General features: G+C 69.9%; 19 protein-coding genes, 2 tRNA genes and 1 pseudogene. 16 read left to right on the top strand and 6 right to left on the bottom strand.

Annotated features, from left to right (window positions below):
• Window positions 1-177 precede the first annotated feature (177 nt).
• Complete coding sequence (locus tag ACFY15_RS32430; protein WP_390826578.1) at window positions 178-2,277, top strand: DEAD/DEAH box helicase; 2,100 nt, start codon at window positions 178-180, stop codon at window positions 2,275-2,277.
• Window positions 2,278-2,462: 185 nt separating this feature from the next.
• Window positions 2,463-2,535: transfer RNA gene (locus tag ACFY15_RS32425), tRNA-Lys, on the top strand.
• A 473-nt stretch (window positions 2,536-3,008) separates the two neighbouring features.
• Here ACFY15_RS32425 and ACFY15_RS32420 read toward each other — a convergent pair.
• Together ACFY15_RS32420 and ACFY15_RS32415 are read right to left on the bottom strand one after the other, a co-directional pair.
• On the bottom strand, window positions 3,009-3,848 hold the full coding sequence (locus ACFY15_RS32420) for a DUF1932 domain-containing protein (protein WP_390686000.1): 840 nt from the start codon (window positions 3,846-3,848) through the stop codon (window positions 3,009-3,011).
• A complete protein-coding gene (locus ACFY15_RS32415; protein ID WP_390826577.1) occupies window positions 3,845-4,438 on the bottom strand; it encodes a hypothetical protein in 594 nt (197 codons plus the stop codon). The genes ACFY15_RS32420 and ACFY15_RS32415 overlap by 4 nt, the downstream gene beginning before the upstream one ends.
• A 9-nt stretch (window positions 4,439-4,447) precedes the next feature.
• Between ACFY15_RS32415 and ACFY15_RS32410 the strand changes: the two genes are divergently transcribed.
• The 7 genes from ACFY15_RS32410 (at window position 4,448) to ACFY15_RS32380 (ending at window position 9,817) form a co-directional block, all read left to right on the top strand.
• Window positions 4,448-4,639, top strand: a complete 192-nt coding sequence (locus ACFY15_RS32410; RefSeq protein ID WP_390685998.1) for a hypothetical protein — start codon at window positions 4,448-4,450, stop codon at window positions 4,637-4,639.
• Window positions 4,640-4,757: 118 nt separating this feature from the next.
• Window positions 4,758-5,609, top strand: a complete 852-nt coding sequence (locus tag ACFY15_RS32405) for a glycosyltransferase family 8 protein (protein WP_390826576.1) — start codon at window positions 4,758-4,760, stop codon at window positions 5,607-5,609.
• Window positions 5,606-6,514 carry a phosphotransferase gene (locus ACFY15_RS32400; RefSeq protein ID WP_390685996.1) on the top strand — a complete coding sequence of 303 codons (909 nt, stop codon included), beginning with the start codon at window positions 5,606-5,608 and terminating at the stop codon, window positions 6,512-6,514. Before ACFY15_RS32405 ends, ACFY15_RS32400 begins: the two co-directional genes overlap by 4 nt.
• Window positions 6,511-7,242 (top strand): glycosyltransferase, encoded by a 732-nt coding sequence (locus tag ACFY15_RS32395; RefSeq protein ID WP_390685995.1) that lies wholly within the window; start codon window positions 6,511-6,513, stop codon window positions 7,240-7,242. Before ACFY15_RS32400 ends, ACFY15_RS32395 begins: the two co-directional genes overlap by 4 nt.
• Window positions 7,239-8,132: a PIG-L deacetylase family protein gene (locus ACFY15_RS32390; protein ID WP_390685994.1), complete on the top strand. Its 894-nt coding sequence runs from the start codon at window positions 7,239-7,241 to the stop codon at window positions 8,130-8,132. The genes ACFY15_RS32395 and ACFY15_RS32390 overlap by 4 nt, the downstream gene beginning before the upstream one ends.
• Window positions 8,133-8,192: 60 nt before the next feature.
• Window positions 8,193-8,741, top strand: a complete 549-nt coding sequence (locus ACFY15_RS32385) for a hypothetical protein (protein WP_390685993.1) — start codon at window positions 8,193-8,195, stop codon at window positions 8,739-8,741.
• Entirely contained in the window at window positions 8,738-9,817 is a 1,080-nt protein-coding gene (locus ACFY15_RS32380) for a glycosyltransferase (RefSeq protein WP_390685992.1), read from the top strand. Before ACFY15_RS32385 ends, ACFY15_RS32380 begins: the two co-directional genes overlap by 4 nt.
• On the opposite strand, the gene ACFY15_RS32375 is transcribed toward ACFY15_RS32380, so the two are convergent.
• Entirely contained in the window at window positions 9,814-10,845 is a 1,032-nt protein-coding gene (locus ACFY15_RS32375) for a phosphotransferase (protein WP_390685991.1), read from the bottom strand. The two genes, ACFY15_RS32380 and ACFY15_RS32375, sit on opposite strands and share 4 nt — an antisense overlap.
• Window positions 10,846-11,211: 366 nt before the next feature.
• Between ACFY15_RS32375 and ACFY15_RS32370 the strand changes: the two genes are divergently transcribed.
• From ACFY15_RS32370 to ACFY15_RS32360, 3 genes are all read left to right on the top strand, one after another.
• On the top strand, window positions 11,212-11,538 hold the full coding sequence (locus ACFY15_RS32370) for a trypco2 family protein (RefSeq protein WP_390685990.1): 327 nt from the start codon (window positions 11,212-11,214) through the stop codon (window positions 11,536-11,538).
• A 12-nt stretch (window positions 11,539-11,550) separates the two neighbouring features.
• Window positions 11,551-14,703: a trypsin-like serine protease gene (locus ACFY15_RS32365; RefSeq protein ID WP_390826575.1), complete on the top strand. Its 3,153-nt coding sequence runs from the start codon at window positions 11,551-11,553 to the stop codon at window positions 14,701-14,703.
• A gap of 169 nt (window positions 14,704-14,872) precedes the next feature.
• Window positions 14,873-15,718, top strand: a complete 846-nt coding sequence (locus ACFY15_RS32360; RefSeq protein WP_390685988.1) for a hypothetical protein — start codon at window positions 14,873-14,875, stop codon at window positions 15,716-15,718.
• A gap of 253 nt (window positions 15,719-15,971) precedes the next feature.
• On the opposite strand, the gene serS is transcribed toward ACFY15_RS32360, so the two are convergent.
• Window positions 15,972-17,264, bottom strand: a complete 1,293-nt coding sequence (serS, locus tag ACFY15_RS32355; protein ID WP_390685987.1) for a serine--tRNA ligase — start codon at window positions 17,262-17,264, stop codon at window positions 15,972-15,974.
• Window positions 17,265-17,567: 303 nt separating this feature from the next.
• Between serS and ACFY15_RS32350 the strand changes: the two genes are divergently transcribed.
• The 4 genes and pseudogenes from ACFY15_RS32350 to ACFY15_RS32335 all read left to right on the top strand — a co-directional run bounded on the left by ACFY15_RS32350 (window position 17,568) and on the right by ACFY15_RS32335 (window position 20,530).
• Window positions 17,568-18,392, top strand: a complete 825-nt coding sequence (locus tag ACFY15_RS32350; protein WP_390685986.1) for a hypothetical protein — start codon at window positions 17,568-17,570, stop codon at window positions 18,390-18,392.
• Between the two features lie 162 nt (window positions 18,393-18,554).
• A tRNA-Met gene (locus ACFY15_RS32345) sits at window positions 18,555-18,628 on the top strand.
• A 180-nt stretch (window positions 18,629-18,808) separates the two neighbouring features.
• Window positions 18,809-19,152: pseudogene (locus ACFY15_RS32340) on the top strand (SpoIIE family protein phosphatase); the annotation flags it as partial.
• Between the two features lie 304 nt (window positions 19,153-19,456).
• The gene (locus ACFY15_RS32335; RefSeq protein WP_390826574.1) at window positions 19,457-20,530 is read left to right on the top strand and encodes a peptidoglycan DD-metalloendopeptidase family protein; all 1,074 of its coding nucleotides are present in this window, start codon (window positions 19,457-19,459) and stop codon (window positions 20,528-20,530) included.
• Window positions 20,531-20,548: 18 nt separating this feature from the next.
• Here ACFY15_RS32335 and ACFY15_RS32330 read toward each other — a convergent pair whose 3' ends face one another.
• On the bottom strand, window positions 20,549-21,868 hold the full coding sequence (locus ACFY15_RS32330) for a PrsW family intramembrane metalloprotease (protein ID WP_390826573.1): 1,320 nt from the start codon (window positions 21,866-21,868) through the stop codon (window positions 20,549-20,551).
• Window positions 21,869-21,909: 41 nt separating this feature from the next.
• Window positions 21,910-22,755 (bottom strand): tRNA (guanosine(46)-N7)-methyltransferase TrmB, encoded by an 846-nt coding sequence (gene trmB, locus ACFY15_RS32325; RefSeq protein WP_390826572.1) that lies wholly within the window; start codon window positions 22,753-22,755, stop codon window positions 21,910-21,912.
• Window positions 22,756-22,776 lie beyond the last annotated feature (21 nt).

The following is a 22,776-nucleotide window of genomic DNA, read 5'->3' as shown; positions in this document are numbered from 1 at the left end:
CGTTTGATCCCATTGCCCGGCGCCGAATCCGAAGAGCGCCGTGTGGCGCGTACTCTCCCTAGCCGTGGCTGACCGCATTGAGGCGGTCGATTTGCGATTCACGGAGTTTGGGCGCGTGCCGAGACTCCGGAAGGTTTCGCATTTCGCATGTCCATTTCCAGTTCTGACCGTTCCGTCATGCCCGAGAACGACTCCACCGAGATCGTCGACGCTGTTGAGGCCCTTGTGGTGACCGAGGCCATGGAGGCCGCGGAGGCGAACGAGATCATCGAGGCGCTCGAAGCCGACGTGACGGCCGACGCCGCCGCCGACTCCGACGAGGACGGCGCCGACGCCGAGCCCACGGTCACCTTCGCGGACCTCGGTCTGCCCGAGGGTGTCGTGCGCAAGCTCGGCCAGAACGGTGTCACCACCCCGTTCCCCATCCAGGCCGCGACCATCCCGGACGCCCTGGCCGGCAAGGACATCCTCGGCCGCGGCCGCACCGGCTCCGGCAAGACCCTCTCCTTCGGTCTGCCGACCCTGGCCCGCCTGGCCGACGGCCACACGGAGAAGAAGAAGCCCCGCGCCGTCATCCTCACCCCCACCCGCGAGCTCGCGATGCAGGTGGCGGACGCCCTCCAGCCGTACGGTGACGTCCTCGGCCTGAAGATGAAGGTCGTCTGCGGCGGTACCTCCATGGGCAACCAGATCTACGCCCTGGAGCGCGGTGTCGACGTCCTCGTCGCCACCCCGGGCCGTCTGCGCGACATCATCAACCGCGGCGCCTGCTCCCTGGAGAACGTCGAGGTCGCGGTCCTCGACGAGGCCGACCAGATGGCCGACCTGGGCTTCCTGCCCGAGGTCACCGAGCTGCTCGACCAGGTCCCGGCCGGCGGCCAGCGCATGCTCTTCTCCGCCACGATGGAGAACGAGATCGGCACCCTGGTCAAGCGCTACCTGTCGAACCCGGTCAGCCACGAGGTCGACAGCGCCCAGGGCAACGTCACGACCATGACCCACCACGTCCTCGTCGTGAAGCCGAAGGACAAGGCCCCGGTCACGGCCGCCATCGCCGCCCGCAAGGGCCGCACCATCATCTTCGTCCGCACCCAGCTGGGCGCCGACCGCATCGCCGAGCAGCTCGTCGAGGCCGGCGTGAAGGCCGACGCGCTGCACGGCGGCATGACGCAGGGCGCCCGTACCCGCGTCCTCGCCGACTTCAAGGACGGCTACGTCAACGCGCTCGTCGCCACCGACGTCGCCGCCCGCGGCATCCACGTCGACGGCATCGACCTGGTCCTCAACGTGGACCCGGCCGGCGACCACAAGGACTACCTGCACCGCTCGGGCCGCACCGCCCGCGCCGGCAAGTCGGGCGTCGTGGTCTCCCTGGCCCTGCCGCACCAGCGTCGCCAGATCTTCCGCCTGATGGAGGACGCGGGCGTCGACGCCTCGCGCCACATCGTCGGCGGTGCCGGCGCGTTCGACCCGGAGGTCGCCGAGATCACCGGTGCGCGCTCGCTCACCGAGGTCCAGGCCGACTCCGCGAACAACGCCGCCAAGCAGGCCGAGCGCGAGGTCTCCGACCTGACCAAGCAGCTGGAGCGCGCCACCCGTCGCGCCGCCGAACTGCGCGAGGAGGCCGACCGCCTCGTCGCCCGCTCCGCCCGCGAGCGCGGTGAGGACCCGGAGGCCGCCGTCGCCGAGGTCGTCGAGGCCGCCGAGGCCGAGCTCGCCGCCGCCGTGGCCGAGCAGGCCGCGCAGGCCGCCGCCCAGGAGCAGCGCAGCTTCGAGCGCCGCGACGACCGGGGCAACTACGAGCGCCGCGACAACCGCCGCGATGACCGCGGTGACCGTGGTGACCGTGGTGGTTTCCGTCGTGACGACCGTCCGTCCGGTGGCTTCCGTCGTGACGACCGCCGTGACGACCGTCCGTCGGGTGGTTTCCGTCGTGACGACCGTCCGTCGGGTGGCTTCAACCGCGGTGACCGTGGTGACCGTGGTGGTTTCCGTCGTGACGACCGTCCGTCCGGTGGCTTCCGTCGTGACGACCGCCGTGACGACCGTCCCTCGGGTGGTTTCCGTCGTGACGACCGTCCGTCGGGTGGCTTCAACCGTGACGACCGTGGTGACCGTGGTGGTTTCCGTCGTGACGACCGTCCGTCCGGTGGCTTCCGTCGTGACGACCGCCGTGACGACCGTCCCTCGGGTGGCTTCCGTCGTGACGACCGCCCCTCCGGCGGCTCCTTCGGCGCCCGTCGTGACGACAAGCCCCGCTGGAAGCGCAACGGCTGAGGCCTGAGCGCCCTCTGACGAGGAATCGGCCCCCACTGCACCCCCGGTGCGGTGGGGGCCGAGCCCTTTTCCGGCCGCTTTCACCCCACCCGCACCCCCTGGCGGGAAACCGCCGGTGCCACACCCGGCGATACCCGATCGGTCAGCAGCCGCTCTGCGGCTATGCTCTGGGGTGAGCACATGGAGGGCCATTAGCTCAATTGGCAGAGCAGCGGACTTTTAATCCGTTGGTTGTCGGTTCGAGTCCGACATGGCCTACCGCTCGCGGGTAGGGGTTAACCCCTCTGACCTGCTGCTGAGCGCCCCACCCGGTTTCGGCCAGGAGGGGCGCTCAGTCGTTTCCGGGCCCGTGCGTGAGCGATGCGTGAGCGGACGCTCTGGGACGGAGCGTCATTCAGGGCTACTGCGTGGGCTTAACAGGGACGGGAGAGGCTTCCAGGGCCTCCTCGATGACCGTCACCGCTTCAGCAAGGCGGGCGGTAGACCCGTGCCGGGCGGCCCAGGCGCTTCAGGCCGTGCTGCAACGGATCGCGCATGTGCTTCTCGCAGACGACGAAGTCCGCGTACGCAGCGGCACAGGACAGGTAGACCATGTCTGTCAGGTCGTTCGGTCGCCAAGTCGTGCCCTTGTTGAGGTGCCTGCTGTGCAGCATCTCCCGGAAGAGGCCGGCAGCCGGAGACGCGGCCTTCGAACGGGCCAGCCGCTCCCGTATCCCGCGCCCGCCACCAAATCAGATGCCGGGCCTCCGCAGATGGGCGAGGACGTCCGCGACCGACAGGTCGTACCGGTCCTTGTCCCGCTCCCAGCGCGACATCACAGTTACCGCGGCCTCGGCCATGTCCGGCGGCAGGTCGGCCGCGCGGAGCGTGTCGGCGATGTCCTGCATCTCCGGCGCCCAGCGCCAGGCGCGGGCCGCGACGCTGGGGAGGTATTCGGGGTCGGAGAGGATGTTGGAGGCCATGACCTGGGCCTCTGCGGTCAGCTCCTCGCCGACGCCGTGGGCGTCGGCAAGCGCGTGGGCCACGCCGGCCAGGGTGCGGGCGGCCTTCTGATAGCCGGCGAAGGCCATCTTGAGTGCGGAGGCGGAGCCGATGGCGCCACCCGACTGGCGGGTGTGCAGGGCCGTGTCCTTGAACAGGCCCTCCACCAGGTGGATCGCTGGGCCTTCCCCGGCCAGATAGAGACGGGCGGTCCGAGCCCCGCCTGGAGGCGGACCGAAGATCGCACCGTCCAGCACGGACGTCCCGGGAGCGATGGCTTCGGCGATGTGCCGAATCCGCTGCGGATTGATCGCGTTGGCGTCGACGTAGACGCCTGCGAAGCCGTGAGCGCTGACCAGCTCCGCCACCTCTTCGGCGGCCTGCGGCGGGCACACCGACAGGACGACGGCGCTGCGTTCCAGGGCCTCGGCCAGGGTGTGGACCGGCACCGCTCCCACCATGCGCGCCCGCTCCCGGGTGGCCTCGCTCCGGCCCACCGGCACCCACAGCACCTCGTGTCCCGCCGCCGCGGCCTGGGCAGCGACGGCGGATCCCATGGCGCCGGGGTGCAAGACGGTCACGGTGGTCACAGGTGGCCTCCTGGCGGGAGTTCGGCGATGGTGCGTTCCTGATGGGCAATGATCGACTCTCGCAGGCCGATCGCGACAGGCGCACCCGCGGCGGGGTGGAGCGCCAGCTGGCGGGTGAAGTGGCCGATGCGGCGGTCCACGCTCTCGGTGCGGCGCCGGGCGTTGGTCGCGAGGACCGTGTGGATCTGGGCCGCCGCGCCGTCCAGGTCGCCCCGGCCGAGGCGGGCCATGGCCAGGTCCATGCGGGCCAGGGACATCTCACCGAGCCGCTGCCGCTCCGGTGGGGCGGCCTGGAACATCTCCACCGCCTCGTCGGCACGGGCCTCGGCGTCGGCCAGGTGCTGGGCCCCGGCCAGCCAGAGGTGGGTGCTGCTGGCGTAGAAGAGCTGCTTCTCGACCGGGAAGGCCATCATGCCGCCGGGCAGCTCGTCCCCCTCAGCGAGGCGCTCACGCAGGCGGTCGGCGGCATCAAGGGCGGCGAGGGCGTCACCGGCCCGGTTCAGCTGGCCGTACGCGCGTGCCTTGATGCCCTCCAGCCTGATCTGCGCGGGCAGGTCGCCGTACAGCTGCGGGAGCGGCTCCGCGGGCACATCCAGACATTGGCGGTACCCGCCGAGCGGTACGCGGATCTGCTGCCGGAAAGCCGGGAGAAGGACATCGCAGCCAACACCGTGCGGTTCGCCCGCAAAGTCGCCGGCGGCTGCGGGAGCGATCCCGCCATAGCGCTGCGCCTGCTGGCCAAGTCGGTGGCTCACCTCGCACGCAACACCGACCTTCTGCGGTCCGCCTGAGCCGCTTCCAGTACCGGTCTGCCCTGGGGGCGCCGGTACCGGGAGCTCTTCATCTGCCCGGCCGGGCGCCGGATCCCGTCGATCCTCTCCTGGAGGCACCCTCGTGTACGCGATCGGCATGTGCGTCGATGCCCGCTACCTGTTGCCCGCCCTGGTCACGCTCGGCTCGGTCGCCGGCCATCTACCGGTGGCCGACCGCCGCGAGAGCGCGGTACGGGTGCTGACCAACGGCCTGTCCCCGGGGCAGGCGGCGGTGATGGAGTCCTTCGCCCGCCGCTGCGGGTTCGGCTCCTTCGACCTGCGCTGGCAGGCCCCGCCGCGCGAGAGCGTCATGGCGGACACCGCCTACATCTCCGTCGCGACCTACCTGAGGTTCGGGTTCACCCCAGGCTTCCTCGACCGGCCGTTCCTGATCTACGTGGACGCCGACGTGCACGTACGCGGCGACATCTCCGCGCCGCTGGCCAGGCTTCCTGAGCACCGGATCGGAGCGGTGCAGGACGAGTTCAACCCGGCCGTCGGCCAGTGCCCGGCCCTGCCCGGCCTCGCCGAACGGTGGCCGCACCTGGTGGGGCGGTCCTACTTCAACGCTGGGATGCTGTGGGCGCCCACGGTGATGCTCGCCCCCATGCGGGCGGGGGTCCAGCGGGCCCTGATCGGCGGCCGGGAGTACATCAAGCACAACGACCAGTGCGCCCTGAACCTGTGGCTGTTGTCCTCCGGTGCCGCCCACCCGGTGGAGCCGGTTTTCAACAGGTTCGAGGTGGACCGGTTCCTCGATCGCGGGGACTGGGTCCGCCGGGTCCTTCGTCGGCCGGTCACCCGCCGCGACGGGCACGTGGTGCACTTCGTCGGCTCGCAGAAGCCGTGGATGCGCGCGTGCCCCGGCACGGAGGACGTCCGGGTCTACCGGCGGCAGATGCGCCGCACGCTCGCGCACCTGGGCCGGGTGGGTGTGGGTGCCCGGTGACCGGCGGCACGGTTCTGGCGGTTGAGCGGGCCTGTACAGAGCTGGCCGGGTCGACTCCGGCCGAGACGGTCCGGGTCCGTACCGGGCCGAAGACGGCCGTCTACCGGGTCCGGCTGGCCGACGGCCGTCGCGTGGTGGTGAAGCTGTTCGCAGCTGACGTCTCCCACAGCGCGGCCGACGAGGCCCGGCTCCTGGTCGCCGTGACGGAGGCCGGACGGGTGCGAGTACCGGCCGTGATCGGGCACGGCCCCGTCCCCGGGCTGACCGTCTCCGCGCTGATCACCGCCGATGCCGGGACCAGGACCCTCCGCGACGCCGTGCGGGCCGGGCAGATGCCGCGTCCGGCGGCCCTGCTGCGGCTCGCGCTGCTGATGGCCGCGTTCCACGCCATGGAGGCCCCAGCCGGGATTCGCCTGGCCCCGGGGATCGGGCAGCAGGTCAGTGCCGTGGCCGCCCACTGCCCCCGGCACGTCTTCGTCCGGCTCGCGCCCGCGCTGGAGGTCATCGCGCGTGGGGCTCGCCGGGAACGGCTGGTGTGGTGCCACGGAGACCTCCATCTGGAGAACGTGATCCGCGAAGGCGACCGACGCCTCATCGCCGGCACACATGGCGAGCCGCACCTCCCCGAGTACGTCGTGGACTTCGAGGCCGCGACCGTGGAGGTCCCCGAATACGACTTCGCCCAGACCCTCGTGACCTGCGACGCCCTGGAACCGTCCGACCGGATGTTCATGGCCGCCGCCTACGGACGGCCCCTCGACACCCGCCTCCTGGACGCCTACGTGGCCTTCCAGGCCGTACGCGGCTGGACCTACGCCGCCCAGCGGGAGGGCCGCGACCGCGAAGCCTGGGCGGCCCGCCTGCACCTTGCCCTGTCCCCGCAACCAGGAAGGACCGTGCTGTGACCGATCCCGATCTGTCGGTGATCATCCCCGCGTACAACGAGGCCAAGTATCTGCCTCGCTACCTGCCCACCGTCTTCGCTTCTCTCCGAGCCTGGGAATCCGTCTCCGGCCTCGTCGGAGAGGTGATTGTGGTGGACAACGCCTCCACCGACGAGACCGCGACCGTCGCGAAGGAGCTGGGGGCCAGGGTGGTGTCGGAGCTGGTCCGCAGCATCGGCCTGGTCCGCAACACCGGAGCCCGCGCGGCCGAGGGGCGGATACTGTTCTTCGTAGACGCCGACGTGGCCCTGCCGCTGGAGGGGATCACGGCCGCCGTCGCCGCGATGGACGCCGGGGCCGTCGGCGGGGCGATCCCGCCGCTCTACACCCCCGCCCGGTTCGCGGCCCGCCTGCTCTGCGCCTACTGGGACTACCACCGCTCCCGCCACGGCGGCGCCCAGGGCGTCAACCAGTTCTGCACCCGGGACGCCTTCAAGGCCGTGCACGGCTACCGCCCCGACTACTTCATGAGCGAGGACATGGAGTTCTTCGCCCGCCTGACCGCATACGGACGCAGCACGGGCGGGCCGGTCGCGGTCCTCGAAGACCTCCGCGTGCGGCCCTCCACCCGCCGCTACGACGCCTGGTCCACGGCCCGGATGCTCTGGTGGCAGAACCCCGTGGTCGTCCGGCTCGGCCTGACCTCGCCCCGCTTCTGGCGCAACTGGTACACCACCACCGTCCGATGATCGGAGAACCCCAGGTGACCCGCCTTCCCCTGCCGGACGCCGACGGCATCTACACCTTCCCCACCGACCTCCTGGCCGCGCACCGGGCATGGATGGACTCCCTGACCGGGGGGAAAGAGATCACGACGCTGACCGCGCCGCTGACCCTCGCGCCGTACTGGATCGAGCCGCGCAAGCCGTCCGGGCGGCCGGTGGTCGTCATCGAACCTCACCACGACGACTTCGTCCTGTCCGCCTCCGGGACCTTCCTCGTCCGTCCCCGGCCGCTGACCGTGGTCACCGTCTTCACCCGCTCCCGCAGCGTCCACCCCTCCCTGGAGAACACCTACAACAGCGTGGAGACGGTCTCCGAACTCCGCGACCGCGAGGCCGCCCAGTCCCTGTTACCCCTGGGGGCCGCCCGGGTCGGGCTCGGGCACAAGGACGCCGAGAAGCCCTACCGGGCACCCGAGCCCGCACAGGTGGACCAGATCACCTCGGAACTCGCGGAGGTGCTCGACGGGATCGCGGACGCCGAGCTGCTCGCCCCGGCCGCCGTCACCCGCCACCCCGACCACCTCGCCGTCCACCAGGCGGCTCGCCGCCTGGGCTGCCGGTGGTTCTGGGAAGACGTCGCCTTCTGGTCCACCTACGGCCTGTCCGGGTGCGACCGGCAGCTGTTCCAGCAGCGGACCGGCGACGTCTTCGACCCGGAGCTGGAGGACATCACCGCCACCGTCCTGGACAAGGTGACCCTGCTGCACATGCACGGATCCCAGATGCACCCCGCGCGGAAGATGTACCGGCCGATCCGCCACGCCCACACCGTCGCCGTCAACCTGCTGCCCGACCCGGACGGCCGTCCGCGCGGCCAGTTCGCCGAGCGCTTCTACCGGCTCGGGGGGTCGTGATGATCCTCGGCCTGGAAGGCCCCTCGTACGGGGGCAAGACCTCCGCCCTGGGGCGGCCGGGTGCCAGCGATGCAGGACGCGATGTTCTTCTCCTGCTACGTGAAGTCGTTCGCGCGCCGCGAGGACATCCCCACTCCCTCCACCCAGTCGGCCGCCGAGCAGGTCGAAGCGTTCATGACGTTCATGGAGATCGAGGGCGAGCGCGTTCGTGCCGCCCGCCAGCACGGTGGACTGGTGGTCCTGGACCGGACCGTCGACACCCTCCTCGCCCATGCCCACGCCATGGACGAGATCCACGGCTTCGGCGTCCTGCCGGAACTGTCCCAGCGGGTGGAGGAGATGCCGCACCTGTGGCCGGACCACACCCTGTACCTGGACGTGACACCAGAGCTGCTGCACCTGCGGCGCAAGGCCGCCGGACACCACGACGTGGAGCCGGAGTACTTCCTCCACGACCCCGCGTTCCTCTCGCACTTCCGCGACTACTTCTGTAGCCCTGGCCGACGCCCGGCGGCCGGGGAGATAGCCGTAGCCTCCGGGGACGGCGACCGGCAGGAGACGGCCGCGGTCGTGCAGGCCCTCTTCACGTACTGGGCGGGTGGCCGGTGAGCGGACCGACGGTGGTGTTCGCGTGGCGGCGGACCCCGCCACCGCTGCTGATCGGCGGCGCGGAGGTCTCCCAGCAGCTCCTGGCGGAAGAGTTCGTCCGGGCCGGGTGGCGGGTCGTCTATCTCGGCAGCCACGAGGCTCCCTGGAACGGGTCCGCGCAGATCGGGAACCTGCGTGCCCACCTCCTCGCCCACGGCACTCAGTGGGAGGAAGCCGGCGGGGAAGTCCGTTACCGGTGGAACGGCGTCTCGTGCCGGGACGTGCCGCAGGATCGACTGGAGAAGACCCTGCGGGAAGTCCTGAGCGAAGTACGACCAGAGTTGGTGGTGACGTCACAGGAAGGGGCGGCCGACATCGCCGCCCTCGCGCGCCGCACGTCCAGGGTGGCCGGGTGGCTGCACTCCGTCTCCGCCAACAGCCACGGGGTCCTGCACGGTGGGCCACACGTCGCCCTCGCCACGTCGAAGTTTGTCGCCGGACGGGCGCAGACCCCGGCCCGGACAAAAATCGTGGTCTTCTATCCACCCTTCGCCCCCGCGGAGAGTGACCTGACCCTCCCCACCAGACTCGCCGGGCTCGATCACGCTCCGGGGGGTGTGCTGATGGTCAACCCCATCCCTGCCAAGGGATCGGTCCTCCTTCACCAGCTGATCCACCGGCTCCCCGGCCGCCGGTTCACCCTCGTCGAAGGGTGGTGGGACACCGCCCGGGAGTTCACCGGATACCCGAACGTCCGCTGGGTGCCGCGCACCTACGCCATGGGCTCCTTGTACGCCGGAAGCGACCTGCTGCTGGTTCCCTCACAGGTCGAGGACGCGTTCCCCAGGGTGATCGTGGAGGCCGGGCTCCACGGCGTCGCCACGGTCGGCTCGTCCCGGGGCGGGATTCCCGAGGCTATCGGGGACGGTGGAGTGATCCTCCACCCGGACGACACGGACGCCTGGGTGAAGGCCATCGAGTCCGCCGACCGGACCGGCCTCGGCGCGAAGGCCCGCACAGGGGCGGTGCCGCTGGTCCGGCCGTGCCTGCCCGAGCTGGCTGCCGCCGGGCTGATCCCGGCGGCAGCCGCTGGCTAGCGGGCCGCGTAGGCGGCCTGGACCTCGTCGGCGCAGTCGGTCCACCAGTTCAGTAGTGCCTCGTCCGTCAGGAACATCACGCCGAAGGTGGGGTCCTGGCGGTCGAGGTAGAACTCCAGCTGCCAGAAATCGGTCAGCCGCTTCCACCACAACCGCTTCACGGCATCGGCGAGGTCCCCCTCGGACAGATCGATCACGGACCGGTAGCCGGCGCAGAAGGCGGCGATGCGATCGAGGTCGAAGACGCCACCCACCCCGAACTGCACCTGCGCGGTCCGCGCGACCTCCTCCCCGTACGGGCGGACACCCAGCCGGTCCCAGTCCAGGACCGCCACCACCTGGCCGTCCTGCCGCAACAGGTTGCGGTACTGGAAGTCGCCGTGCGTCCACCCGTACGGCCCAACCGGCACCTCGCCCTCCGGTCGGGCACCAGCGTGCCGCGCCAGGAGACCGCGTCGGTCGTGCAGGGCCTCAGAGGCCGCCTTGTCGAAGTCGGTCACCGGATCGGCCGGGAGGCGGCCCAGGAGAGCGACAGCGGCCCGGTCGGCCTCGGCCACATCGCGGACCTTCGCAACCGGCGCCTGCTCCGGGACCGGACCGGGACCGTGCCGGCGCAAGCCCTCGTGAAGGCGGGCAAGGAGAGCTCCGAGATCGCGAACCTGGTCGAGCGTGAGGTCTGTCCCCTGAACGTGCTCGCCATCCACCCAAGGCAAGACGCAGTAGCCGTGACCGCCAGCCTCGACCACGAGATCCCCGCCGTTGGCAGACAGCGGCGCGGGGACCGGGATGCTCTCGCGAGCCAGGTCTACCAGGACCGCGAGGTTCCTGCGGACCTTCGGCAGAGGAACGTCGGTGACCTCTTTCAGGGCGTACGTCCCGGCAGCCGTCTCCAGCCGCCAGTTCCGGTTCATCAGGCCATGGGCAAGGAACTGCCGACCGCGGACTTCGCCCAGCCCGAACACACGGGACAGGGTTGGGAGAGCCGCCGGAAGATCGTCTTCTCGGGTCGTATCCGTCACCCCAAGCACGTTACGCCTAAGCCGAATCCTGCACAGGAGTTCGTCGCCGGCACGCTGTATTGGTGTAGTACCAGAGGTGCCCGCTTACCCTGCGCGCACGTACTGCGCGAGCATGGGCGGGGCCGCAATTTCCTGGCGCCAACAGGGACACTCGGTCGTGTTCCTTCATCCAGGGGTAGGCGCTGCCCTCGTGGTTGGCCTTGGGGCGGTGGCACTCATGCACCTCCTGCTCGGCCGCCGGTGACGCAGGGGCAGGATGCAGGTTCGATGGGTAGGGATCTCGGCAGCTGACGGTGGAGGAATACGGGAAAAGTCTGCGGCGCGTACACCTGCTGCTACACACTCGATCACGAAGCGACCAGAGGGGGAGGACTCGTGGATCAGGACGGGACTGAGTTGGCTGAGGCACTCATGGCCGTGAGGGCCGGCCTTGCTGCTGCCCAGCAGGAAGGAGACGGGGCCGCGATCCGATTCAAGGTGAAGGAGGTGACCCTGGACCTGGGAATCGAGCTTCGGGCTAGTGGGGCAGCCTCGGGTGGGGTGAAGGCCTTCGTCGTTTCCACGGACGCGAAGGGAGAGTGGTCTAGGTCCCGGACGCACCGGTTGACGGTGAACCTTGAGGTGAATGGCGCGGACCATGTGCTGATTGGTGGGGAGGCATCCACCTTTGGGGATACGGTCGGCGAGAGCCCATTCGAGTAGCCGAGGCGCGCGGTGGAGGCTGCGAGCTGGCCACGGACTGTAGAGGTGCTTGGTGCCGGTGGCGGATGCGGTTCAGGCACCCTGATCGCCCCGGGTCTGGTGCTTACGGCGTTGCACGTCGTCACGGAAGCAGATGGCAGACCGCCGGAGCTCGGAGGACGCATCCGAGTACGGGTGCTGCGCAACCGGCAACAGCATTCCGTTGAGGTTGTGTGGGTAGGTGACCGGGATCTGGATGCGGTGCTCTTACGGGGTGACCCGCACCGTCTGGGTCGGGACCTGGCTCCTGTGAGGTGGGGTGAGCTGACCTGTTCGAGTCCGAAGGTTGACGCGGAGTGCTCGGCTGTTGGGTTCCCAAGGGCAGCGAGGTTTGGTGCTGTGCATGACAGTCGCCTCGTGCTTGGCCACGTCAGTCCAGCGACGGGTCTGAACGCCGCGAAGTATGACGTAGACGTCTCCAATGCCGTTCCAGACGACGCGGACGGGGGGAGCGGCTGGAGCGGTCTTTCGGGTGCCGGCTTGTTCTGCAATGAGATCCTGATCGGCCTAGTGGAGGCCGTCCCGGACCTTTGGAGAGGTCGAACGCTCTGGGCCTTACCAGTGAGGCGTCTTCTTGCGCTCGAGGACTTCAAGACCGCACTCACTGCGTTTGCGGGCATCTCACCCCAATTGGAATCGGCCGACCAAGGCCCTCTCTTCCATGCCCCTCCTGTTCCGCACCTATCGCCGTCCTACTTGCTCTCACCTCAGGCTGAGGTCGTGCCGTTCATGGGCATGGTGGAGGAGATCGCCGACCTGACCTCCTGGTGCACCAGTCGACGTGTGGTGGATGTGGCGGTGGCCTTCGGCCCTGGAGGTGTGGGAAAGACGCGATTAGCGACTGAACTGATACGGCGCATGACCGAGCGACGCTCGCCCTGGACGGCCGGTTTCTTATCGGATGTCCCCCACGCCGGGGTGTCGCTGGAATCATTGACGACGAACATCCGGCCGCTCCTGTTGGTTCTCGACTACGCCGAGACCCGCGTTGAACAGGTTGAAGAAGTGCTGCGCCTGTTCTCAGGCGCACGTCATGCTCATGACCCTGTTCGCATCCTGCTCCTTGCGCGCACGGTGCACAGATGGTGGAAGGACCTCCAAGTGGGCTGGCAGGGCACGACGGTGATGGAGCGAGGCACCGTCGTCCAGTTGACCCCCGCGTCGACGCACTCGCGCATGGGCAGCGAACGAAGTTTTGGTCTCGCCACCCACGCCTTCCGCGAACGTATCGAGCATCTCATCTCACTTGAGGGGGTGCCGGAGACCGGCGGATTCGAGAGCCTGGCGAAGGAGCCCGCATCTGGTACTGATCTGGCTGATCCCCCCGATGAGCTGGTCGTCTCTGTCCACATGGCTGCTCTTGCGAAGGTATTGGAAGACGTCACCGTTCCCTCCGCAGCCAGCGCCGTTCGCCCGGTCGACGTCCTATTGGCCCACGAGAGCCGTTACTGGCGGCACAGCGCCCGATCGCACGGCTTGGATGGCCTCTTCCGCAAGCAGCAGGACCTCTTACGTCAGCTGGTAGCTGTGCAGCGCATTCTCGGCGCTACAGAACGCCGAGATGCCCTGCACGCGGTCATGGCAGCCTTTCGCTTCCATGACCGTGACTTCGACACGCCGCAGCCACCAGACCGCGACAATGTGCGCCGAATCGAGCTGATGCTTGCCGACCTCTATCCGGCGACGGATGGGGCGCGCTGGGGGGCCATGAGTCCGGACGTTCTGGCTGCTGAACTCATCGTCCAGGCGGACCGTGAAGGCGACAGCGAACTCGTCGCCCACATTCTCCCCGACACTGCTCTTTCCGTCGCCCAGCAGCACCGCGCCATGTCCGTCCTGGCACGCGCCACAACGCATCAACCTACCCTCACGGACAGCGTCGCCCGTGGCGTAGCGGCTGCGCCAGACGTACTCCTCACCACGGCGCTCGATGTTGCCACCGGGCTTGCCCCGAGGGACGCTGCCACTTGGCTGACCGCGCTCAAACCGGTTGCCACCTCTCGGGTGAGCGCTGGTGAGCACGATGCAGCGGATCAGCTCCAACGGCTAGATGACCTGCTGGACGAGATCACATCAGGGTTCGGTGCACGCATCCAGTCGGCGGAGCCGGAGCCCACGGACCCCGAGTTGGTCGAGCCGGAGCCCACGGGGCCGGAGTCGGTCGAGCCGGAGCCCACGAGGCCGGAGTCGGTAGAGCCTCAGCCCACGGGACCGGAAGTGGCTGAGCTGGAGCCAATGGGGCCGGAGCCGCCCTCACCGGAGCCTCCGGCGGATCTCGTCCTCCTCCTCCCTCCGCGGGCACACCTTGGCGCTCGGGAACCGATTACCGCCCGGTTTCACTTCGCGAGTGGTGCAGTGATTGACCAGGAGCGGCAGCAGAGGATGGATCAGGCGTTGCAGTGCCTCACGGAGGAAGCTCGGCGGTCCAATCAGCTCCTTCCTGCCGTGAGCACGATTCACCTTGGCCTGGACAATTCTGTCGAACTGCATCTCTCCACTGCTGCACCTGCCATCGAACCGTTCCGTGCGAATGGATCCGGCAGAGTATGGCGATGTAGTAGTGACCAAGTGCTGCCAGCCGATATCGATATGGGTGCGCTAACGCATGCTTACCCGGCTCTAGTGCACCTTGGGTGGGAACTCAACGGGGCTATCACGCTCGTCGACCTCGAGCATGTCGGACTCGTTCATCTCAAGGGAGCTGCTGCACACGTGCATCCCATGCTCGGCGAGTTGGCATTCGAGCTCACCCATAGATCCCATGCAAACGGACCGCACCTCCATGTCACGGGCGTCCCTGGAAACCTGTGTCACCTAGCTGACGGCACCCTGCACAACACCGTTGAGGATGCAATCGATAATGTCCGGGCTCATGCCGCCCAGGTCCGCTCCGCACTTCACGCCCTGGGATTTGAGCATCCCCGGGACGCCCGCATGCATGACCCTTTGAACGACCTCTGGAAGCCCCAAATCATTCTTGCTGGCCACACGATGGTTGGCGACACTGCCAGAGAACTCGGCCGCATCCTCGACGCCCGTCCCCAAACCGGCCTCGGCATAGTTGCTCGTGCACCGTCGGGGAGTCATGGGCTGGCCGAGAGATGGACCGTCATTCTCGACCCGTAGGTGGCCAGTCATGCGCCCTGCCGTGCGGCGACTGAGTAGACGGGAGGGCCGGCCTGGCTATTCAACGGGCCTAAACAGGCCAGCGCCCCAAAAGGTCCGAGCCGGCCCGGGCCAGGCTCCACGACCATTGGATGCTTGCTGAATTACACACCAAAAGAGGAGGGCCGGCATGGCTATGTTCCGCCGTTCCGATGATGAACAGCGAAATGAGGTGGCCGACGAGCTTGCGCTGCTGCGCACTGAATTCGGGCAGGAGTTGCGGAGCGGACTGGTCGAGCTCCGAGGGCTCAACGCCGAACTGCGCCAGCAACTCGGCACCAGCCTAGAGAGTGGTTTGCAAGACCTACGAGATGACCTCCGTGAGCTCCGCCGTGAGCTCAATGATGCCCACAAGACCATCGCCGATTCCCGCCGGGAATCAGAATCTCTGCGCCTTGAGCTAGAGGCAACCCGCCGAGAGGCCGCCGAAGCGAGAGTCGAACCTTCTGGCAAAATAGCTGGATACCCGAGTCGGCCTGCTTTCCCAATCATCCCAGGGCCCACAGCTGCACCTGCCGCATACTTGCAGGTCCCAGGCGAGGAAATGCCGGATGCACGTGATTCTGCCCCAGGATCTGAAGGGCAACCCTCCGTGACTATCGGGCAGCGGACGTTGGAAACCGTACTGGAGCAAGCTGCTGGCATCAGTGCAGCCGATCTTATTTGCCACCGTGATGCGTGGGCTTTCATTGTGGAACAAGCCGCCCAAAACTCGCACTTCCGCCTACCTGGGATCGCCGCCAGCGACGACGACGAACAGACCCACGTGACGATCTCGGGGCGTACCCTGATCGCCATCCTCAGCGCACTGCACACCACCCAGCACTCGCAAAAGACCTCGCTTGAGGACCGCGCACTCGCGGCGACGTACTGCAGTCGGATCGTCAGCGTCATCCACGATGCGGTTCCCTTGCAGAGCAACGCCACAAGGACTCGCATCGTTATTGATGATCGCCCGCCATCCGCCACCGCCTGATTGGTGGTACCCGAGGCCGGTCGGCCGAGCAGGGCAGGTTTCCGTTCTGCATAGTGGGCGGCTGCTCCGGCAGAGCTGGCTGCAACCGAGCGCGAGTGCCCGATGAGGGCGACAGCATGCGTGAGCGATGCGTGAGCGGACGTGCTGGAACGGCTGGGTCGGTGGCGGACTAATCGGCAGGGTTCATCCCTCTGACCTGCTACTGAGCGCCCCGACCGGCTTCGTCCGGCCGGGGCGCTCCGTCGTTCCCAGCTCAGGCCTGCGGCGTTCCGTCGGCCGCGATGCGGCGGAAGCCGAGGTACGGCACGAGGGATTCGGGAAGGACGAGGGAGCCGTCCTCCTGCTGGCACTGTTCGAGGAGCGCGGCCAGGGTGCGGCCGATGGGCAGGCCGGAGCCGTTGAGGGTGGCGACGAGCGTGGGCTTGCCGTCCTCGCCCCGGGTACGGATGTTCGCCCGGCGGGCCTGGAAGGTGCCGAAGTTCGAGACCGACGAGATCTCGCGGTACGTGTTCTGGCTCGGGATCCAGACCTCGATGTCGTACGTGAGCCGGGCGGAGAAGCCCGTGTCGCCGGCCGCCAGCCTGACGACGCGGTAGGCGAGGCCGAGCTCCTGCAGACACGCCTCGGCGTGGCCGACCATCGTCTCCAGCTCGGCGTCCGCCATCTCCGGGTCGACGATCTTGACGATCTCGACCTTGGCGAACTGGTGCTGACGGATCAGGCCCCGGGTGTCGCGGCCGTACGAGCCCGCCTCGGACCGGAAGCACGGGGTGTGCGCGGTGAGGGCCAGCGGCAGGTCGGCCGGCGGGATGATCTCGTCGGCGTAGAGGTTGGTCAGCGGCACCTCGGCGGTCGGGATGAGGAACAGCTCGCGGTCGGCCACGCCGGTCTTGAACAGGTCCTCCTCGAACTTCGGCAGCTGTCCGGTGCCCGTCATGGTCTTCCGGCTGACCAGGTACGGGACCGCGTGCTCCACGTACCCGTGCCGACGGGTGTGGAGGTCGAGGAAGAGCGCCGCCAGGGCGCGCTCCAGGGCGGCGCCCGCCCCGCGGGAGACGACGAACCGGGGGCCCGACAGCTTCGTCGCCCGGCCGAAGTCGAGGATGCCCGTGCTCTCGCCGAGGTCGACGTGGTCCTTCGGCTCGAAGGAGAAGGCCCGCGGGGTGCCGACGCGCCGGACCTCGACCGCGAACTCCTCGGAGTCGCCGTCAGGGGCCGCGTCGTCCGGCAGGTTCGGGATGGTCAGGAGCAGGTCGCGCAGCTCCTCCTGGACCTTCTCCTGCTCGGCGTCGATGTCCCGCACCTGGTCCTTCAGCTCGCGGGCGCGCTCCTTCAGCCGGGAGATGTCGCCGCCCTGCCTGGCCGTCTGCTGGACCTCGCTCGCCACCCGCTTGGCCTCCGCCCGCAGCTCGTCGGCCGAGCGGATGCCCTGGTTGCGCCGGGACTGGAGGTCTTCCAGCCGGGACAGGTCCAGGGAGTAGCCGCGACGGGCGAGCCGACGAACTGCTTCGGCACCCATGTCGATCAGGGCGCGGGCGTCATGCATGAGGAAGATCCTTCTGATCCGGCGACGGGACGGGGGATACGGCGTCGACGGTAGCGGGTCCGCCGGCGGTGAACGGCCCTCGGGCCGAAGGCGCCGATGGCCGGAACGCGACGGGCCGGCCGTGTGACACGCCGGGGAGACACCCTTTCGGGCCATTCGCGCTGGGCCATCGCGCTGATGGGGCAGCGTGCCTGCGGTCGATCGTGGACATGCCGGTCAGATCATGTGAAAGGAGGCTCAATCAGGTGCTTCCGGGCCCATCTCTTCGGTTCCACCTCTTCGGTTCCACAAGGAGCAACACGCATGAGTCCTGAGCAGAGGACCGCATCTCGTCTCGGCCCGCTCCCCCGGCAGGGCCGGTATCTCGCAGCCGGTGCGGTGGCATCGCTGGCCGTCGTGGTGCTGGGCCTCGCCACCCCGGCGTTGGCGTACGGCGGGAGCCCGCTGCCGGCGGGGGCGTCGGCGGGCGTGGCCGGCGGCGACCGGTGCAAGGAGCACGACCGCGACCATGACGACGACGGCGACGGGGACCGCGCCGCCGCCTCCCGCGAGGTCCTGAAGGGAGGCGGGCACGGGGACGACGAGTGCGAGCGAGGCCCGCGCGGCCCGCGGGGCCCGAGGGGCCCGAAGGGCGACACGGGCCCGACCGGCCCGACGGGTGCCACGGGCGCGACCGGAGCCACTGGGTGTGGCATCGGCGTCGACTCCATCCTGTCCAACAGCACGGAGGAGTTCGCCGTCGTGCTGTACAACGGCATCGCGTACGCCGGTCACCGGGACGATCCGCAGACGGGCCCCTACAAGTTCGAGCCCCTCAACAACCCCGCGCAGAACCCCGGGTACCCCGACCCCTCCATCGTCTGCTCCGCCACCATTTCGTCCCTTGGGCAGGTGACGAACTTCAAGGTGCTGACCTCGACCGGGTTCCTGTACGAGCTCCAGTGCGCGTCCAACGGGGTCACTCTGAACTGTGGGTCCACCGCCCCCGGTGACCAGCGGCCCTGGAACGTGGTCCCGCCTCAGTTCGTGGCCTCCGGCCCCTTCCTCGCCGGCGGCGGTGCGGCGCCCGCGCGCCCCGGCTTCCCTGCTGCGGAGAAGGGGTTCTCGAAGAGCGGCAAGGGATCCTGATCCGCTCGGGATCCCGCTGACCGTGCCCATGCCCGGGGTCGCCCGGGCATGGGCACGAGCTCTTTTTGGGGCTCTGGCCTGCGGTGATGTCGTGCGGGAGGCTCCGGAGCCGGTTAATTGGCGAGACACGTCCCCCGGATGACGTAGAGTTGTATTCACCGACGCGGGGTGGAGCAGCTCGGTAGCTCGCTGGGCTCATAACCCAGAGGTCGCAGGTTCAAATCCTGTCCCCGCTACTAGAGGCGAAGGCCCGGATCCCTTGGGATCCGGGCCTTCGTCGTGTCCGGGGTGCGGACGCCGTCACCCGACCGGTCCGGCAGGGTCGCCGGGCCACCCTTCTTCTCCGCCGCCCCGGCCGTGCTGCCGACCCCGGCCGCGCGGATCGGAGGGCTGCACGTCGCCGCCCGGTACGAGGCCGCCTGGCCAACCGGGGCCACCCCGAGCCGCTGCTGCTGTACGCGGACGGGAGTGGCGGCGCCGGCCCCGGCCGAGCCCGCGCTTCCGCTGGGCCTGGGCGAACTGGCGGAGGGCCGGCCCGACCGGGCCGAGGAGTGGCCGTTCCCGCCGGGCAGCACCCTGCTCCTGTTCACGGACGGGCTGACCGAGGCCCGGGACCGGACGGGGGCCTTGCGCGCTCAGCGGCGACGTGCGCCGGCACACGGGCGGCTGGGCGACCGACGACATGGCCCTGCCGGCCGTGGGGCGGGCGGGGGAGGGGCAGCCGGGCGTGCAGGCGGACCGTCCCGGTGGTGCGCCGTGAGGACGGGAGTGGTGACCGCGTGTAGCCCATGGAGAGCTGTGCGCAAGTGGGTTGACGGCCAGTCATTCGGGCGTTGTGGCTGAAGTGGTGGAGGGTGTACGGGCTTTTTGGCTGAATTGTGAGTATTTGGGGGTTATGTGGCGGCCAAAGTTGTTCGGAGGGTGGCTGATTGGCGTCAACGATCATTCGCGTCGGCTTGGAATCACTCCCCTGCGTCTATTACCGTTTGATAACGCAGCGCGGTCGTCCAGCCCTCGCCCACGATGGCACCCGTGTGCGTTCTCGCCCTTGAGGAGTGTGCCCGGTGGCCTCCAACTCGCCTGCCCCTGAAGGGATCGACGTCCAGGAGGCACCCGGTGCAGGCGCCTGGGGCGAGTGGAATCCCACGGAGGACTCCGCCCGTTCGCTCCGCGGCAAGCACCGGGTCCTCAAGCCGCGCGGCGGACTCGCCCGCAGCTCGACCGTGCTCGGCGTCGGCGTGATCGCGGCGGTCGGCGCGGGGGGCATCGCCACCGCGCAGGACCGCCCCCAGGTCGCCATATCCATGCCCTCGATCCCCGACCTGCTGGGCGGCGGCGACCACTCCGGCGAGGCCGCCGCCCAGGCCGACTCCGCGGGCGTGCCCCGGCAGGCCGACGCGCAGCACGGGCAGCAGGCCGTCCAGACCCAGGGCCACCCCGACGCGGGCGAGGCGCTGCGCCACCGCATCCTCCAGCAGGCCGAGTCCCAGCAGGACGCCGCCGAGAGCCAGGCCCGGGCGGACGCCGAGCGGGTAGCGCGCGAGAGCGCCGCGCAGGAGGCCCGCAGCCAGAAGGAAGCGGCCGACAAGGAGGCCGAGGCGGTACGCGCGGCCGCCGAGAAGGCCGCCGCCGAGAAGGCCGCCGCCGAGAAGGCCGCCGCGGACCGGGCGGCCGCCGCGCAGGCGGAGACCAAGGGCGCGGCGGACACGGGGTCGGGCGGCGGCCCGACCGTGAAGTCCTCGGGCGGCTGGTCGCTGCCTACCTCCTCCTACACCCTCACCTCGCACTACGGCGACTCCGGCTCCATGTGGTCCTCCGGCCACCACACCGGCCTCGACTTCGCCGCGCCCACCGGAACCCCGGTCAAGGCTGTGGGCGGCGGGAAGGTGGTCTCGGCCGGCTGGTCGGGGGCCTACGGCTACCGGATCGTGCTCCAGCTCGCCGACGGCACCGAGGTCTGGTACTGCCACCTGTCGTCGATGGCGGTGACCTCCGGCTCGGTCGGCGCGGGCGAGACCATCGGCCGGGTCGGCGCCACCGGCAACGTCACGGGGGCCCACCTGCACTTGGAGGTCCGCAAGGGCGGGTCGACGGTCGACCCGCTGGCCTGGCTGACCGCCCGGGGCCTGGACGTCTGAGCCCGCCCCCGTCCGGGGTCACCCCCGGGCGGCGGAGAACTCCGGCCGCCTCGGGGCCGGTACGGCGGCCGGGGCGAACGGCAGGGCCGGCGCGGCGGGCCGTGCGTGGCGGCCGCGGCTCCCGGCCGACGGGTCGGAACGCGGCGGCAGCAACTCCTCCAGCACCGCCGCCCGGGCCAGGACGGGCCCGGCCGTCGCCCGCCGCAGCCAGAGCCGGTGCAGCAACTCCCGCTCCCGCCCGGCGAATCCGGCGTCCCCGTCCGGGCCCGCGCACCGGGCGTGCCGGCGCAGCAGGGCCAGGGCGGCGGCGTCCGCCGCGTACCGGGAGACCGCCCGGGCGGCGGGACGGCCCCCGGTGCCGCGGGCCAGGGCCCGTGCCAGGGAGCGGGCCGGCATCGAGGCCAGGGCCGGAACCTCCGCCGGGCCGATCCAGCCCGCGGCGGCGTACACCGACAGCTCGGCGGCGACAGCCCGCAGGCGCTCGCGCCGCATTCGCACCGCCAGCCACAGCAGCAGCCCGAACACCGGGACCATCACGCAGCCGTAGACCCAGTAGAACCCGTACTGTCCCACGTGGGAGGAGCCGTTCCACAGCGCGTGCGCGGCCATGGCCAGGGCAAGTCCCAGCAACGGCAGTCCGGTTCGGCGGGAGCGGCGGGCGCTGAGCGCGGCCGCGCCGAAGCCGAGGCCTGTCAGCACGGTGAACAGGGGGTGCGCGAACGGCGAGAGCACGACCCGGACGAAGAAGGTCGCCGCCGTCACCGAGTCCAGTACGCCCGTGCCCTTGGCCAGGTCCTCCTCGAAGGCGTTGCCCAGGTAGAGGATGTTCTCGGTGAAGGCGAAGCCGGTCGCGGTGAACCCGGCGAGCACGAAGCCGTCGGCGGCGCCCGCGTACGGCGGTCCGGCGAACGGCGGTCTGCGGAAGGCGAAGACGGCGAACAGGGCCGCTGCCTTGGCGCATTCCTCCACGACCGGGGCGACCGCCACCGAGCCGAGCAGGTCGGCCGCGGAGGGGTCGGCGGCCTCGGCCATCCACTCCGTGGCGAAGCTGTTGGCCAGTATCGCGATCAGCGCCGCGGTGCACGCCCCCCAGCCGAAGCAGAGCAGCAGCTGCCGCCAGGGGCCGGGCGCGGCCCGTCCCAGCCACCTGAACGCCGCCAGCAGCGGCGGCACCGGCAGCAGGGCCAGGCCCAGGCCTACGAAGAAGCCGGCCGTACCGGTCTGCTCCCGCACGAGTTCGAGGATGGCCACCCCGGTCGCGCCGAGCAGGACGACGAGCACGCACGCGCGGGCCGTACCCGACGGGCGTGCGAGCACACGGGAGAGCGCTCGGAGCACATGATGACCCTACCGAGTCGCCCGGACACACGGAGTGACGTTTATCCGTTCTTGGGCTCTGCGTTGGGTTCTGTGCGAGTGAAGAGGAGGTCGTGCACGACGTGCCCCTTGTCGAGGCCCTGGCCCTCGAAGCGGGTGAGCGGGCGGAACTCCGGGCGCGGGGCGTAGCCGCCGTCGGCCTGGGTGTTCTCGAACGCCGGGTGCGCGGTGAGCACTTCGAGCATCTGCTCGGCGTACGGCTCCCAGTCGGTCGCGCAGTGCAGCAGCGCGCCGGGTGCCATGCGCGTGGCGGCCAGGTCGAGGAACTCCGGCTGGATCAGTCGGCGCTTGTGGTGGCGGGCCTTGGGCCACGGGTCCGGGAAGTACACGCGCATCCCGGCGAGCGAGTCGGGCGGCAGCATCTCGCGGAGCAGGATGATCGCGTCGCCGTTCGCCACGCGGACGTTGGTCATCCCGCCGCGCTCGGCGAGGGCGAGGAGGTTGCCCTGGCCGGGGGTGTGCACGTCCGCGGCGAGGATTCCGGTGCCGGGGTCGGCGGCGGCCATCTGGGCGGTGGCCTCGCCCATGCCGAAGCCGATCTCCAGGACCACGGGCAGGCCGTCGAAGAGGCGGTCGAGGTCGATGACCTCGCGGCCGTCGATGTCGAGGCCCCAGGTGCCCCAGAGGCGCTTGAGCGCCTCGCCCTGGCCGGTGGTGACCCGGCTGCGGCGCGGCTGGAAGCTGCGGATCCGGCGCTCGTGGTGCGAGCCGGCGGGGTCGGGCGCGGGGCCGTCGGGGAAGCGGGGCTCGGTCCGCCACTTGGGCGGCACGTACGCGGCTGCCTCCGGCGCGGCTGCCTCCGGCGCGGCGTCGGGGAGGCTGGGCTGGGGGTTCAGGGACTCAGACACAATGCGGCCGATTCTACGCCG

Origin of the sequence: Streptomyces sp. NPDC001373, assembly GCF_042895815.1 — a bacterium.
GTDB lineage: Bacteria > Actinomycetota > Actinomycetes > Streptomycetales > Streptomycetaceae > Streptomyces.
Note: the sequence above shows the minus strand (reverse complement) of the source record. Positions and strands in the feature narration are given on the sequence as shown.

Coding starts and splice junctions, on each gene's coding strand:
- ACFY15_RS32430 (WP_390826578.1), top strand. CDS start 178: ATGCCCGAGAACGACTCCACCGAGATCGTCGACGCTGTTGAGGCCCTT.
- ACFY15_RS32405 (WP_390826576.1), top strand. CDS start 4,758: ATGTGCGTCGATGCCCGCTACCTGTTGCCCGCCCTGGTCACGCTCGGC.
- ACFY15_RS32390 (WP_390685994.1), top strand. CDS start 7,239: ATGATCGGAGAACCCCAGGTGACCCGCCTTCCCCTGCCGGACGCCGAC.
- ACFY15_RS32360 (WP_390685988.1), top strand. CDS start 14,873: ATGGCTATGTTCCGCCGTTCCGATGATGAACAGCGAAATGAGGTGGCC.
- serS (WP_390685987.1), bottom strand. CDS start 17,264: ATGCATGACGCCCGCGCCCTGATCGACATGGGTGCCGAAGCAGTTCGT.
- ACFY15_RS32350 (WP_390685986.1), top strand. CDS start 17,568: ATGAGTCCTGAGCAGAGGACCGCATCTCGTCTCGGCCCGCTCCCCCGG.